We start from the raw sequence: 14030 nt of genomic DNA, 5'->3' as shown, positions 1-14030 counted from the left end.
TGTGAACGACCCCCAGGAAGTCAGCCCGACTGTAGGTACGGAGAGCGACGCATCATGAACGCAGCGACCGGCGAGCAGCGCCTGAGCCGGCCGGGGGCGCAGTGAGGCTGGGGCGGGAGTCACGGCGGGCGGCACCTCAGGAAACCGCGCGGCCCAGCCAGCAGGGGGTTCTGCGGGTGGCCCCGGGCGATCGGCAGGCCTTTGGCACCATCGCCGAGGCGCTGGGGGTAGCGCAGGACGGGCAGACCATCGCGGTGGCTCCTGGTGTCTATCCGGAGAACCTGGTGGTGGAGCGTTCGGTGGCGATCGTCGCTGAGCAGGGGCCGGGCACTGTGCGGTGCGCCGGTCCCGCAGGGGTCACGGTGGTAGCGCCCGCCCGCCTGCACGGACTGGTGCTTACCGGGGCCACTGATGGTGCTCCGTTGTTGCGCGTGTTGGGCGGTACCACTGAGGTCAGTGAGTGCGAGTTCCTGGCCGGGCGGATCGACCTGGAGGGGGAGGCGGCGGCGCGGATCACCGGCTGCCGGATCAGCAGTGCGCCGATGGTCGGCCTGCACCTGACCGGTTCCAGCCGGGGCGTGCTGGAGAGTTCGGTGATCACCGCGATCGACGGAACCGGCGTGGTGATCAGCGATTCCGCCCAGCTGGCGATGGCCGACAGTCAGATCCGCTCGACCCGCGGCTCCGGTCTGCGGGTGCGTGGGCGGGGCCGGGCCCAGGCCGAGGAGTGCGAGATCTCCCGCACCGGGCGCAGCGGGGTGCTGGTGGAGGACGCCGGCTCAGTGATCATGCGGGGCTGCCGGATCGAGCGTGCGGGCACCGAGGGGCTGCGGATTCTGGGGAGCAGTCCGATCACCGAGTCGTCCGTTCCCGATGCCGAGGCGACCGGCGTCGTCCTCAATGACTGTGTGATCGAGAAGGCCGTAGGAGACGGGATTCTGGCCGGTTCGGGCGAGATCCGGCTGAGTGACTGCCGGGTCGAGGGCACCGGTCGTTCGGGGCTGGTGGCGGCTGGGGACAGCGCGCTCACGCTGGAGAACTGTGTGCTGGACCGGTTGGCCGGTACCGGGGTGGTGGCCCGTGACAAGGCCCAGCTGCAGTTCGTCGACGGCGCTGTGCGGCGCAGCGGGGGCAACGGGTTCTTCCTGTCCGGCGCCTCGGGTGCCCGGCTGAGCGAGGTGCGGGTCGAGAAGGCCACCTTCAGTGCGGTCTGCGCGGGGGATTCGGCCACGATCGACGTGGTCGATCTCTCGGTGCTCGAAACTCCCGAACACGGCCTACATCTCAAGGGCAAAGCGAACGGACGGGTGCGCGCAGGTCTGGTTCGGGGCGCCGGGTTGTGCGGGGTGCAGACCGAGGGCGACGCCGAGCTGGATCTTTCGGGTACAGAAGTCGATCGTTGTGCAGTGGGGATCGCCCTGGCCGCGCGAGCCAAGGCAACGGTCGAGAAGGCCGTTGTAGGCGAAAGTGAGCGTTCTGCAGTGCAGATCGGCCCAGGTGCGACCGCCACCCTGCGCGAGGTGCGGGTGCGGCGAGCGGGTACGGCAGGCATCGTGCTGGAGAAGGACGCCCGCGGCACGGTGGACGACTGCCGGATCGAGGGGGCCGGTGGTTCCGGTCTGGTGGTCTGGACCGGCGCCCGTCCCGTGGTCACCGGGCTGACGGTGCGGGACACCACCAAGAACGGCATCTTCGTGGGTGACGGAGCGGCCGGCACCTACGAGAACTGCGACATCTCGGCCTCCGGCTTCCCGGCCCTGCACGTGGGCAAGAAGGCCACGCCGAAGGTGAGCGGCTGCCGGATCCATGACACCGAGGCCGATCTGAGCCAGGACGAGGACGCGGCCCCGGACTTCGCCGAGATCACCATCAGCAACGTCGAGGCCTCGACGATCCCGGCCGCCGCGGTGCGCAAGCGGGTGGGGGCGCGGGCCGAGAAGGCGGTCAGGGCCTCGGCCGGTCCTTCGGAATCCGAACTCGGAGTGGACATCACGCCCGGCGAGGAGCCCGAGGAGTCGCTTGACGAACTGCGGGAGAAGCTCACCGGGCTGATCGGCCTGGAGCAGGTCAAGGCCGACGTCAGCGCGATGGTGAAGCTGATGCAGATGGTCCGCCGCCGCCAGGAGGCCGGGCTGGCCGCCCCTCCGCTCAATCGGCATCTGGTGTTCGCCGGCAACCCGGGCACCGGAAAGACCACAGTGGCGCGGCTTTACGGTGGACTGCTGGCTCGTCTGGGGGTGCTCGAGAAGGGGCACCTGGTCGAGGCCGACCGGGGTGCGCTGGTCGGTTCCTACGTCGGGCACACCGCTCCGAAGACCGAGGCCGTGTTCCGGAAGGCGCTGGGCGGGGTGCTGTTCCTCGACGAGGCGTACTCGCTGTCGCCGCCCGGGCAGAGCAACGACTTCGGCCAGGAGGCCATCGTCACCCTGATGAAGCTGATGGAGGACCACCGCGACGAGATCGTGGTGATCGTGGCCGGCTACTCCAACGAGATGGCCAGCTTCCTGAACTCCAACCCCGGCCTGGGGTCCCGCTTCTCGCGCACCCTGCAGTTCGTCGACTACAGCTCCGAGGAGCTCGTCGAGATCGTCGAACTGCAGGCCCGGCACCACCAGTACGAGATCACCCCGGCCACCCGCGCCGCCCTCGTCACCTATTTCGACGCTCATCCGCGCAACACCGGGTTCGGCAACGGGCGGGTGTCGCGTCAGTTGTTCCAGCTGATGACGGAACGGCAGGCGGCGCGGCTGGCCGATCTGGACCTGGCCGTGGCCTCGGCCGAGGAGCTTCAGCGGATCGAGCCGGCGGACCTCCCGCCGCACTCGATCTGAACCCTGCGGTTTCAGGGCCGGAACGAGGGCGCGCACTGCTTGTCGGAGGTGCGGCCCGGCACCCGCTTGGGCAGCTTGCCGGTGAGCAGGTAGGTGTCGATGGTGGTCTTGGTGCACTTCGAGCCCAGTGACGAGGCCGAGTGGCTCCGGCCGCCGACGCCCTCCAGCAGGGCCGACTTCGGGAACCGGCTGCGGGCCTCGAGCGCGCCCTCGTACGGGGTGGCGGCGTCGTAGGTCTCCGAGACCAGCAGGATCGGCGGGGCCTTGGAGCCGTCCACCTTCGGCATCGTGCCGCTCTTGCCCGCCCAGGTCAGGCAGGGGCCGTTGAACCAGGCGTTGGACCAGGTCAGGAACGGGGAGCGACGGTAGCTGGCGCGGTTGTCCTTCTCGACCTTCGACCACTCGGCCGGCCACTCGGCGTCGGTGCAGGTGGTGCCCAGGTAGACGGCGTTGCCGTTGTCCTCGCCGGGGCCCTGCGGGTTGTCGGAGTCGAAGACCGCCTTGAGCGGCTTCCACCGGCGCTCGTGCACCCAGCCGGCGAAGAGTTCGGCGTTGTCGGCCCAGACGTTCGAGGCGTAGCCGGAGGACAGGAAGATGTCGGTCCACTCGTCGCCGCCGATCCGGCCGCCGGCGGCCTTCTTGTCCAGGGCTGCGAGCTGCTTGTAGAACTGCTTCTCGACCGCGGCGCCGGTGCGGCCGAGCCGGTAGGTGGAGTGCTTGGTCGCGATCCAGGCGAAGAACGCGTCCATGTTGCGCCCGAACGCGTGGTTCTGCTCGAGATTGCTCTCGTACCAGGTCTTCCGGGCATCGACCACGCCGTCCAGCACCATCCGGTGGACCCGGTTCGGATGCTGCGTGGCGTAGACCTGCCCGAGGTAGCTGCCGTAGGAGTAGCCGAGGAAGCTGATCTTCTTCTTGCCCAGCGCCCGCCGCAGGATCTCCATGTCCTTGACGTTGTCGGTGGTCTTCAGGTTGTCCAGCAGTGCGCCGCCGGCCTTGGCGCACTTGGCGGCGTAGTCCTTCGACCGCTTCAGCCAGATCTTCTCGCCCGCGGCCGTGTTCGGCACGTACGGGGGTCGGTCGTAGCCGGTGTGCTTGCTGTCGCAGCTGAGGGCGGGGCGGCTGGCGCCGACGCCGCGCGGGTCGAAGCCGATCCAGTCGTAGGCGGCGCCCACCTTCTCCGACACCAGGATCGACTGCAGCACCTCGTCCCGGCCGGCGCCGCCCGGCCCACCCGGGTTGATCAGCAGAGCGCCCTGGTAGTCGGCCTTCTTGGCGGTGTGCTTGATCCGGGAGACGGCCAGCCGGATCTTCTTGCCCTTCGGCCTACTGTGATCCAACGGCACCACCAGGAAGCCGCACTGGGCCTTCAGATCCCGGAGCAGGCCCTTGGGGCACTTCTTCCAGATGATCGGCTTGGCCTCGAAGGCCGTCCGGGTCGCGGGTGTGCCGGTGCTCGCCAGCGCCGGGGAGCCACCGGTCAGGAGCAGGCTGGTACCGAGGATGGCCGAGGCCGCGAGCGCGAGGGGTTTCGTCCGCATAAGCCGGAGTCTGATGTGGGCCGGCGACGGGCAGCAACGGTGTTGCCGATTAATGCATCTTCCGGCGGCCCGGGCCTGCCTTCAGGGTCGGCGATGATCATCAGAAAGGAGGATGCGGTACTTCCGGGCAGTGTTCGCGGTGTGGAGGGGAACTCCGGCCTATCGGACACCGGGGCCGGGGCGGCGGGCTGTCATGGTGAAGCGTTAGCCGTCCCCGTGCCTGGTGGGAGAAGAACACACCGTGAGCAGCCCGAACTCCGAGCCCCGTCCGGAGGGCGAGGGACCGTCCCAGCGTCAGCAGGAGTTCCTCTCCTCCTGGAACAAGTCGATGCTCGGTGGGCGCCCCTCGATCGGTGTCCCCACTCGCGGCCTGCGTGGGCTGGCGGTGATCGCCGCTTCGGTGGCCGCCGTGGTCGGTGTGGTGCTGGGTGGGGTGGCCGCGGTGAACGCGGTGTCCTCCAACGGCGGTGACGGGGGCTCGTCCAACAACGCCGCCCTCACGTCTTCCGATCTGCAGACCCAGCAGCCCTCGCCGACGGTCACGCCGACCGCGACCGCCAGCGCGGAGCCCACGGCGACGGCGACCAAGAAGCCGAAGAAGACCAAGACCGAGACCGCGGAACCGGTGCGCACCCGCACGGTGACCCGCGAGCCCGGGCCGACGAAGTCGCCCAAGGCCAAGAAGCAGACCGAGGCCGAGAAGAAGAAGGCCAAGAAGGCGGCCGAGAAGGCGGAGAAGAGCCCGGGAACCGTGACCGCGAAGATCGGCGTGATCCGCAACGCGGTCACCGGGTACTGCGTGGACCTGCCCGGTCTGGGGGCGGTCTCCGAGAACGTCGAGCTGCTGCAGACCAACTGCTTCCCGGGCAAGGACGACAACCAGGTCTACGAGACGATCACCCAGGCCGACGGCACGTTCGTGCTGCGCAACGTGAAGTCGCAGTGGTGCCTGGACGTCGGTGGCTACGACAGCGTCCCGGCCGGCACCTCGGCGATCACCTTCACCTGCCGGTTCGGCCCGGACGACAACCAGATGTTCAAGAAGCAGGCCTCGGGCTCCGGCTTCTTCCTGGTGAACGTGAAGAGCGGGCTGTGCCTGGACCCGGAGGGCACCGACGCGGCCGGCAGCCCGGTGGACACCCGGCTGATGCTGAGCCCGTGCTCCGAGGCCGACAACCAGGTCTGGACGTTCGGCTGAGGTCTGCTCGCACCTGTCCCGCGCCAGGCCGGTACGTTCCTGCCTAGGTCGGACGGAAGCAGAAGCAGGAGGATCCGGTGCGCGCAGTGATCTTCGAGGCGTTCGGCGAGGTTCCCGAGGTCAGGGTGGTGCCCGAGCCGGAGGCGCCGGCGGGTGGGGTGGTGGTCGCAGTCGAGGCCACCGGCCTGTGCCGCTCGGACTGGCACGCCCTGGCCGGGCACGACGACGACGTGCAGTTGCCGCACGTCCCGGGGCACGAGTTCGCCGGCCGCGTGCAGACGATCGGTTCCGGGGTAACCGGTTTCGAAGTGGGGCAGCGGGTCACCGCGCCGTTCGTGTACGCCTGCGGGGTCTGCGGGCCCTGCCGTCAGGGCAATGGCCAGGTCTGCCTCGACCAGCGCCAGCCCGGCTTCACCCGCTGGGGCTCGTTCGCCGAGTACGTGGTGGTCGAACGGGCCGCGGTCAACCTGGTGGCGCTGCCCGACGAGGTGCCGATGCCGGTGGCCGCGATCCTGGGATGCCGATTCGGGACGTCCTTCCGCGCAGTCACGCAGGTCGGTCGCGTTCGTGCGGGGGAGTGGGTCGCGGTGCACGGCTGCGGCGGGGTCGGCCTCTCGGCGGTCGCGATCGCAGTGGCGGCCGGAGCCCGGGTGCTCGCGGTCGACGTCTCGCCGCGGGCTCTCGAGCTGGCCCTGAAGCTCGGCGCCGAGGCCGTGGTGCGCACCGAAGTGGCCAGCAGGCCGCGGATTCCGGCGCCCGGTGAGGTGGACGCCCTGGCCCTGGCCGTGGGGGTGGCCATCGGGGGGCAGTCCACACCCGTTGCCAACCTGCTCACCACTGAGGGGACCCCCGACCCGACGCCCAGCACCGCCGTCCCTCATTTGATCCAGGAGCTCACCGGCGGTGGCGCGCACCTCTCGCTCGACGCCCTGGGCAGCCCCGAGACCTGCGCCAACTCGATCCAGAGCCTGCGCCCGCGCGGACGCCACGTGCAGGTCGGCCTGTTGCCGCCGACCCTCGGACTGCCGGCGGTGCCGATGCACACGGTGATCGGCCGCGAGCTGGAGGTCCTGGGCAGCCACGGGCTCGCGGCGCACGCCTACCCGCAGCTGCTGGCCCTGGTGGCGGCCGGCCGGCTCGACCCGGCGGCGATGATCACCACGCGGCTCACCCTGGACGAGGCCGGGCCGGCCCTGGCCGCGATGGCCGAGCGGCCGCCCAGCGGGGTGGCCGTGATCGACCCGCGCACCTGACGCACCTGGGACCTACGGGCGGCCGACCAGGTCGCCCTCGTAGGCGATCACCACGAGCTGGGCGCGGTCGCGCGCGCCCAGCTTGCTGAGCACCCGGGAGACATGGGTTTTCACGGTCAGCGGGGAGAGCACCAGCTCTTCGGCGATCTCCTTGTTCGACATCCCGGCGGCCACCAGGCCCAGGATGTCCCGCTCGCGCTGGGTGAGTTCGGCGATCTTCTCCCGGTGGGCGTTCGGGGCCTGAGCCTCGGGCGTGGGCGCCGGGCCGGAACCGCCCACGTACGCCTGGATCAGCCGCCCGGTCACCTGCGGGGCGAGCAGCGCCTGGCCCTCGTGCACCAGCCGGACCGCCTCGATCAGCGCCTCCGGCTCGATGTCCTTCAGCAGGAACCCGGAGGCGCCGGCCCGGAGCGCGCCGAACACGTACTCGTCCAGCTCGAAGGTGGTCAGGACGATCACCTTCGTGTCGGCCAGCCGGGGGTCGGCAGTGATCCGCGCGGTGGCCCGCAGGCCGTCGGCGCGGGGCATCTGCACGTCCATCAGCACCACGTCGGGCCGGGTGGCCACGGCCATCTGCACCGCCGCGTCGCCGTCGCCGGCCTCGCCCACCACCTCCAGGTCGGGCACCGCGTTCATCAGCGCGCGGAAACCGCCGCGCAGCAGGGGCTGGTCGTCGACCAGCAGCACCTTGATCACTTGGCTGGTACCTCCACAGAAGCGGTGAGGGGGAGTGAGGCGACGACCTGCCAGCCACCGCCGGGGCGGGGACCGGCCTGGAGCGAACCCCCGATGGCGGCCGCCCGCTCGCGCATGCCGCGCAGCCCGTTACCCGAGCCGCTGGTACTCAGCTGTTGCTCGGCCGGGGTGCCGCCGTCGTCCGTGATCTCGATCTGCACCCGGTCCTGCTCGTGCGAGATGGTGATCCGCGCCGTGGTCGGGCCGGCGTGCTTGAGCGTGTTGGTCAGCGACTCCTGCACGATCCGGTAGGCAGTGCTGTCGACCGGGGTGGGCAGGCTGTGGGTGGCGGGGTCGACGTCCACGGTCAGGTCGACCCCGGCGGTGCGCAGGCCGTCGGCCAGCTCACCGAGGGCCGCGATGCCCTGCACCGGGGGCGCCGGGGTCTCGGTGGTCTCGCGCAGCAGCCCCAGCGTGGAGCGCAGATCGGTCAGCGCATCTCCGCTGACCTGCTTGATCGTGCGCAGGGCGGAGTGCGCCTCTTCGGGGTCGGTCTTGACCAGATAGGCCCCCACCCCGGCCTGCACGTTGATCGTGACCAGCGCGTGGGCGACCACGTCGTGCACGTCGCGGGCGATCCGTAGCCGCTCCTCGCTGACCCGGCGCCGGGTGATCTCCTCCTGGTTGCGCTCGGCCGCCTGGGCCCGCTCGAGGAGGGCCGCCGTCCAGGCCCGGCGGTCGTGCGCGGCCACCCCGAGGGCCAGCGGCAGGAACACCAGCGCCAGGTTCTGCACGGTGCTCCAGCTGAAGAGCACGTGCGGGCTGTAGACCTGCAGGATGACGATGGTCACCGCGGCCCCGACCGGAGCGCAGGCCAGGGCGACCCGGCGTCCGTAGCGATCGGCCAAGGCGTAGGCACACAGCACCCCCGGGCCCGGGATCGTGCTGTAGATGTCGGCGTCGAGCTCGGACAACCCGAAGAGCAGGACGAAGCAGAGGCCCAGGGCCACGGCCGGGGACTGCCGGCGCACCAGCACCGGCAGGCTGTTCAGCACGATCATCACGACGACCGAGGCCCGCCCCGGCTGCTCGCGCAGCACCAGTTCGGCGCCCATGGCCACGATGCACAGCAGGGTGAGCACCAGATCGGTCAGGCCCGGGCGGGCCGGACGTACCGCGCGGAACCGGGTCACCCGCGTAATTCTAGGTGCGGGTGACCCGGTTCCGGGGGTGCTCACATGGTCAGCGCCCGGCATCGACCGGCTCGTCGGCGGCGACCGGAGCAACCGGGGCGACCGGGGTGGCCAGTTCGGGGCGACCCTCCGAGAGGCCGACCTTGTCGTGCACCTTGCGCAGCCACATCGGCGACCACCAGTTCCACTTGCCCATCATCGCCATCAGCGAGGGCACCAGCAGCGACCGGACGATGAAGGCGTCCACCAGCACCCCGACCGCGGTGGCGATGCCGATCTGCTGCATGAACGAGATCTCGCTGGTGCTGAAGGCGCCGATCGCGACGGCGAGCAGGATCGCCGCGGCGGTCACGATGCTGCCGGTGCGGCCCAGGCCGATGGCCACGGCCTCGCGCTCGGGCAGACCGGACTCCCGGGCCTCCTTGATCCGGCCGAGCAGGAAGACCCCGTAGTCGGTGGAGAGGGCGAACACCATGGCCGCGGCGACCAGGAAGTTGGTCGGCTCGACGCCGCCGTTGGGGGTGTAGCCGAGCAGATCGGTCAGCCGGCCGTCCTGGTAGATGAAGGTGATCACGCCGAGGGAGACCCCGACGGTCAGGAAGTTCATGATCACGGCCTTCACCGGCAGCACCACCGAGCCGGTCATCAGCCAGAGCACCAGCATGGTGAGCAGAACCAGGGCGGTCACCGCGACCGGCAGGGTGTCGGCGATCGCCTGCTGCTGGTCCAGGAAGGCGGCGGCCGGGCCGGTCACCAGCGCGTCGACCCCGGAGACGTCGGCCAGGTCGCGGACCTCCTCGACCACCTGCCGGGCCTCGTCACCGGCCGAGCTGCCCTCGACCAGCAGGTTCACCTGCCAGGTGTTCTGCCCCAGGTCCACCGCCTCGGCCGGGGCGCTCACCCCGGGCAGGGCCGAGGCCTCGGTGGCGAAGCTGCTCATGCTCGCGGCGTCGTCACTGCGCAGGGCGACGGCGACGGCGGTGTTGCTGTCCGAGCCGTACTTCTCGTCCAGGGTGTCGGCGACCACCCGGGAGCTGAGGTCCTCGGGCAGGATCGAGGCGTCCACCGGGGTCCAGTTCGCCCGCAGGGCGGGAGCGGCCAGTACCAGCATCACCAGGGCGGTGGCGGCGGCGACGGCGCCCGGCCGACGCATCACCGAGTGCGAGAAGCGGTACCAGCGGCCCTCGGCGGCCGCTTCCGACTCGGCCGACTTGGCCGACTTACGGCGGGCCAGCTTGGCGCCCCAGAGACCGAACATGATCGGAGCGACGACCAGGGAGGCCACCGCGGCCACCGCGGCCACGGCCGCACCGGCGATGCCCATCGACCGCAGGAAGCTCATCGGGAAGACGGCCAGCGTGGCCAGGGCCACCGCGACGGTCGCGGCGGAGTAGACCACGGTCCGGCCGGCGGTCTGCATGGTGGTGAGCACCGCACCGGCACCCGGTCCCTGCGTCACCAGTTCCTCGCGGTAGCGGTTGAGCAGGAAGAGCGCGTAGTCGATGGCGAGGCCCAGGCCCAGGCCGATGACCAGGTTGAGGGCGAAGATGCTCAGGCCGTAGAGCTGGTTCACGCCCATCAGTACCAGGAAGGTGCCGAGCACGGTGGTGATGCCGATGAGCAGGGGCAGCACGGCCCCGCGGCCGCCGAAGATCAGGATCGACAACAGCACCAGGATCGGCAGGGCCAGCAGTTCGGCGCGGGCCAGGTCCTCCTCGGTCTGCTCGCCGAGCTGCAGGCCCATGACCGCCTCGCCGCCGAGGGTGACCGCCTCGTTGCCGTCGAAGGCCTCGACGACGTCGTGCGCCACCTCCTCGTCGACCGCCTCGGCGGTGATCGACCCGACGACCAGCGCGCTGCTGCCGTCGTCGGCGGCCCCGGCCGGCTCGACCTGGGTCATCCCCTCGATCCCGGCCAGGGTCGCGGCGGCCGCGGTGACCGCGTCCTGCGAACCGCCCGGGGTCTCGACCAGCAGGACGACACCGGTGGACGGGTCGATGCCGGTGGCCTTCTCGACCACCTCCACCGCGCGGGTCGACTCGGCATCAGGTGGTGTGAACCCGTCTCCGGTGTCCAGGGCCCCGGCGACCGGGCCGCCGACCACACCGGCGAGAGCGACGAAGAGCAGGACGGCCAGCAGGGACCGGCGTGGTGCGGCGTGGAGGAGCCGGGTGAAGCGGCTCAGCAGTGACGTTTTCTCGGTCATGGGGAGAGCGTCGCGTCCGGCGGGGGTGCGTCGCGTCCGTCCCGGGAGGGCACCTGTGCACGGTCCACGACCAGGGTTACGCGCAGCGAAGTACATCCTGCGATGTACTTCACCGGCCCTCCCGAGGAAGGTGGGGAACCGGGGAAATGACTGCGGGTAACGCAGATATGACCGCAGGGCAACCTTCGGGCGGGCCGAGGCACATCCGACCTGTGAGAGACTTTCCCCGCTCGAGCCCAGTTCGGGTAAGAGTCCACCCACCCAGATCGATCCTGCTGCCCCGGGGGTTCCGCTGACGACACACGACGTCGTATTCGAGCCTTTCGAAGCATCGGCTCGATTCCGACTTGCTGGCATGGCCGTCCACGTCTACACGGCGAGCGGCACCGTTCTCGCGTTCCTGATGGTGATCGCGGCCTTCGAGGGCGACGCGATCCGGGCCCTCTGGATCAGCCTGGCCGCGCTGGTGATCGACGGCACCGACGGGATGCTCGCCCGCCGGCTGCGGGTGAAGGAGACCATCCCCTCGTTCGACGGGGCCCGGCTCGACGACATCGTCGACTACATCACCTACGCGTTCGTGCCCGTGGTGCTGCTGTGGACCGGCGGCTACCTGCCCGACGGCACGCTCGGCGGGGTCCTCGCGGCGCTGCCGCTGATGGCCTCGGCGTACCAGTTCTGCCGGGTCGACGCCAAGACCGACGACCACTTCTTCCTGGGCTTCCCCAGCTACTGGAACGTGGTCGCGTTCTACGTGATCATCGCGAGCCTGAGCCCGGCCACCACCGGCATCATCCTGGCGGTCTGCTCGGCGCTGGTGTTCGTGCCGATCAAGTACATCTACCCGTCCCGCACCCGGGCCTTCCGCCGCACCAACCTCGCGGCCACGGCGGCCTGGCTGGTGGCGTACGCGGTGCTGCTGACCCAGATGCCCGACCCGAGCATGCTGCTGATCTGGCTGTCCCTGCTGTACATCGCCTACTACCTGGTGAGCAGCGTGTACCTGACGCTGACCGGGAAGACCGCGAGCCCGCAGGCGGAGCCGGTCGAGGCCGCCTGATCCCCGCTCCCGAACGAAGGCCCGCCCGGTGTGCCACCGGGCGGGCCTTCGTCCTTGTGGGTGGGCCCCTGTGCCCTTGACAGGAGCACCTGGGATGATGGGTGCGTGCTGCTCGGACTCGGCTCGGCCCTGGTTGCCGCCGTCATGTACGGCGTGGGCTCGATCATGCAGGCCAGAGCCTCGCGGGAGATCCCCGAAGGGGGTCTGACCCCGGGCACCGTGATCGGCCTGCTGCGCCAGCCCCTGCTGCTCGCCTCGATCCTCCTGCTGCTGCTCGGCTACGTGTTCCACCTGGTCTCGGTGCGGCACGTGCCGCTCTTCCTGGCCCAGACCGGGATCGCGGTCAGCCTGGTGGTCACCGCCCTGCTGGCCGTGCGCTACTTCGGCGACCGGCTGAGCCGCCTGGAGTGGGGGGCGATCGTGGCCGTGGTGGCCGGGCTGGTGCTGCTGTCGGCGTCGGCCGGCGAGACCGGCACCGAACGGGCCACCCCGGCGCTGACCACCAGCCTGTTCGTGGTGCTGGCGCTGATCGTGGTGGTGGTCTTCTTCGCCACCCGGTTCGAGGGCGCGCTGGCGGCGGCCGTGCTCGGGCTGGCCGGCGGGATGGGCTACGCGATCGTCGCGATCGCCTCCCGCCTGCTGCCCGACTTCGTGATCGCCGACCTGATCACCTCGGCCTCCACGTACGCCCTGGTGGCGTCCGGAGTGCTGGCGTTCTTCATCTACTCGCTGGCCCTCCAGCGGGGCTCGGTCACCGCGGCGACCACCTCGCTGATCACCACCCAGACCATCGCCCCGACGATCGCCGGGGTGGCGTTCCTGGGCGACGAGGTGCGCGAGGGGTACTGGCCGCTCTTCGTCGTCGGGTTCCTGCTCACCGCGGTGGCGGCGGCGGTGCTGGTGCGTTTCGAGGGCATCGGTGACCCGGTGCGCGAGGCGGACGACGACGCCGATCCAACCCACCCGACCCACCCGACCCACCCGGCCGGTCCGGGCAGCTCCACGAGCTCGGCCGGTGCTGCCAAGGGCGAGTGATCCCTGCCTTCATCCGATGTTTCAGCCTGCTTAACGCTGGTTCGGGTGATGATGGACGATCGCTGCAACACAGGCAGCCGGAGCAGGGGGAGACGGACATGATCGTCTGGGTACTGGTGGGATTCGCTCTGGGGTTCGTCGCGCTCTGGGCCCGGCGCACACTCCGCACGCACCGCGAGCGTCTGATGGCCGGGCGTCTGGAGAACCGGGCGCTGCGCGGTGGTGACGGCACGGTCGGCCCGTCCGGCCCGAGCCGGTCCTCCACGTCCTTCTGATCCCTCCGGATCATGCTTTGGGCGGAGGTTGCTTCCGACTTCTGCCGGACGCCCCGTCCCCGTGCCTCGAAATACGTTTCATACCGGTCGAGACGGACACCGGAAGAGACGAGGCACGGACATGGCACAGACGACGGAGAGCTGGCACCTGAGCGACCAGGACGGGCACGTCCACACCGTCGAGGCGGGGCGTGCCGGTCTGCGCTGGCAGATCCGCTGGGAGTGCGACGGCGTCGAGATCGAGAGCAAGAAGACGTTCGACACCACGCCGGTGCTGAACGGCAAGGAGCGGGGGGCGTTGCGGTTGCGGCTGCCGGCCTACCCGGGCCCGGTGCAGGAGGTCGCTCTGCACACCGTCTCCGGCCCAGACGCGGACCAGGCCCTGGTCCGGGCCGCCTTCGCCGAGCGGGGTGACGGTGAGCAGTTCAGCCCCGAGCCCGGCAGCCGGGCCGAGGCCCAGCTCGAGTGGATGAACGAGCACCCGCTGCAGTACCTGGCCGGCAAGGTGGGCCTGGCCGCCGCCGGGCTGGCGGTGCCGCTGATCTTCGCCGCCCTGGCCGCGCTGTTCGTGTGGAAGCTCGAGGTGCCCATGCCGGAGCTGCCTACCTGGGACGTCCCGCTGCCCGACCTGCCCGACCTGCCGGACCTGCCCATCCCCGGCTGGGTGAGCTACGTGGTGCCGGTGCTGCTGGCCGGGCCCTACGCCTGGCTGGAACTGCGCAAGGCCCGCAAGCAGCGCGACAAGCAGGTGGCCCGCTAGATC

11 protein-coding genes are annotated in these 14030 nt (G+C 70.5%); 7 read left to right on the top strand and 4 right to left on the bottom strand.

What is annotated here, in order from left to right; all coding sequences use genetic code 11:
• The first annotated feature begins 176 nt into the window (after positions 1-176).
• A complete protein-coding gene (locus tag QSK18_RS22980) occupies positions 177-2831 on the top strand; it encodes a right-handed parallel beta-helix repeat-containing protein (RefSeq protein WP_285623104.1) in 2655 nt (884 codons plus the stop codon).
• Between the two features lie 11 nt (positions 2832-2842).
• On the opposite strand, the gene QSK18_RS22975 is transcribed toward QSK18_RS22980, so the two are convergent.
• Positions 2843-4372: an alpha/beta hydrolase gene (locus QSK18_RS22975; protein ID WP_285623101.1), complete on the bottom strand. Its 1530-nt coding sequence runs from the start codon at positions 4370-4372 to the stop codon at positions 2843-2845.
• A 241-nt stretch (positions 4373-4613) separates the two neighbouring features.
• On the opposite strand from QSK18_RS22975, the gene QSK18_RS22970 reads away from it, so the two are divergent.
• Positions 4614-5570: an RICIN domain-containing protein gene (locus QSK18_RS22970; RefSeq protein ID WP_285623098.1), complete on the top strand. Its 957-nt coding sequence runs from the start codon at positions 4614-4616 to the stop codon at positions 5568-5570.
• Positions 5571-5647: 77 nt separating this feature from the next.
• Positions 5648-6823: an alcohol dehydrogenase catalytic domain-containing protein gene (locus QSK18_RS22965; RefSeq protein WP_285623095.1), complete on the top strand. Its 1176-nt coding sequence runs from the start codon at positions 5648-5650 to the stop codon at positions 6821-6823.
• A 12-nt stretch (positions 6824-6835) separates the two neighbouring features.
• On the opposite strand, the gene QSK18_RS22960 is transcribed toward QSK18_RS22965, so the two are convergent.
• The 3 genes from QSK18_RS22960 to QSK18_RS22950 are packed head-to-tail and all read right to left on the bottom strand — an operon-like array spanning position 6836 to position 10897.
• On the bottom strand, positions 6836-7519 hold the full coding sequence (locus QSK18_RS22960; RefSeq protein WP_232810005.1) for a response regulator: 684 nt from the start codon (positions 7517-7519) through the stop codon (positions 6836-6838).
• Positions 7516-8691: a sensor histidine kinase gene (locus tag QSK18_RS22955; protein ID WP_232810006.1), complete on the bottom strand. Its 1176-nt coding sequence runs from the start codon at positions 8689-8691 to the stop codon at positions 7516-7518. The genes QSK18_RS22960 and QSK18_RS22955 overlap by 4 nt, the downstream gene beginning before the upstream one ends.
• A 49-nt stretch (positions 8692-8740) precedes the next feature.
• Complete coding sequence (locus QSK18_RS22950) at positions 8741-10897, bottom strand: MMPL family transporter (RefSeq protein ID WP_285623092.1); 2157 nt, start codon at positions 10895-10897, stop codon at positions 8741-8743.
• Between the two features lie 355 nt (positions 10898-11252).
• Here QSK18_RS22950 and QSK18_RS22945 point away from each other — a divergent pair, with 355 nt between their 5' ends.
• The 4 genes from QSK18_RS22945 to QSK18_RS22930 all read left to right on the top strand — a co-directional run bounded on the left by QSK18_RS22945 (position 11253) and on the right by QSK18_RS22930 (position 14027).
• Positions 11253-11957 carry a CDP-alcohol phosphatidyltransferase family protein gene (locus QSK18_RS22945; RefSeq protein ID WP_285623089.1) on the top strand — a complete coding sequence of 235 codons (705 nt, stop codon included), beginning with the start codon at positions 11253-11255 and terminating at the stop codon, positions 11955-11957.
• 105 nt (positions 11958-12062) lie between these two features.
• The gene (locus QSK18_RS22940) at positions 12063-12992 is read left to right on the top strand and encodes a DMT family transporter (protein WP_232810009.1); all 930 of its coding nucleotides are present in this window, start codon (positions 12063-12065) and stop codon (positions 12990-12992) included.
• A 98-nt stretch (positions 12993-13090) separates the two neighbouring features.
• Positions 13091-13267: a hypothetical protein gene (locus QSK18_RS22935; RefSeq protein ID WP_285623085.1), complete on the top strand. Its 177-nt coding sequence runs from the start codon at positions 13091-13093 to the stop codon at positions 13265-13267.
• A 121-nt stretch (positions 13268-13388) separates the two neighbouring features.
• A complete protein-coding gene (locus QSK18_RS22930) occupies positions 13389-14027 on the top strand; it encodes a hypothetical protein (protein WP_285623083.1) in 639 nt (212 codons plus the stop codon).
• Positions 14028-14030: the final 3 nt, after the last annotated feature.

It is taken from the genome of Kineosporia sp. NBRC 101677 (genome assembly GCF_030269265.1).
GTDB lineage: Bacteria > Actinomycetota > Actinomycetes > Actinomycetales > Kineosporiaceae > Kineosporia > Kineosporia rhizophila.
The sequence above is the reverse complement of the archived record's forward strand: the minus strand, read 5'-3'. Positions and strand labels throughout refer to the sequence as shown.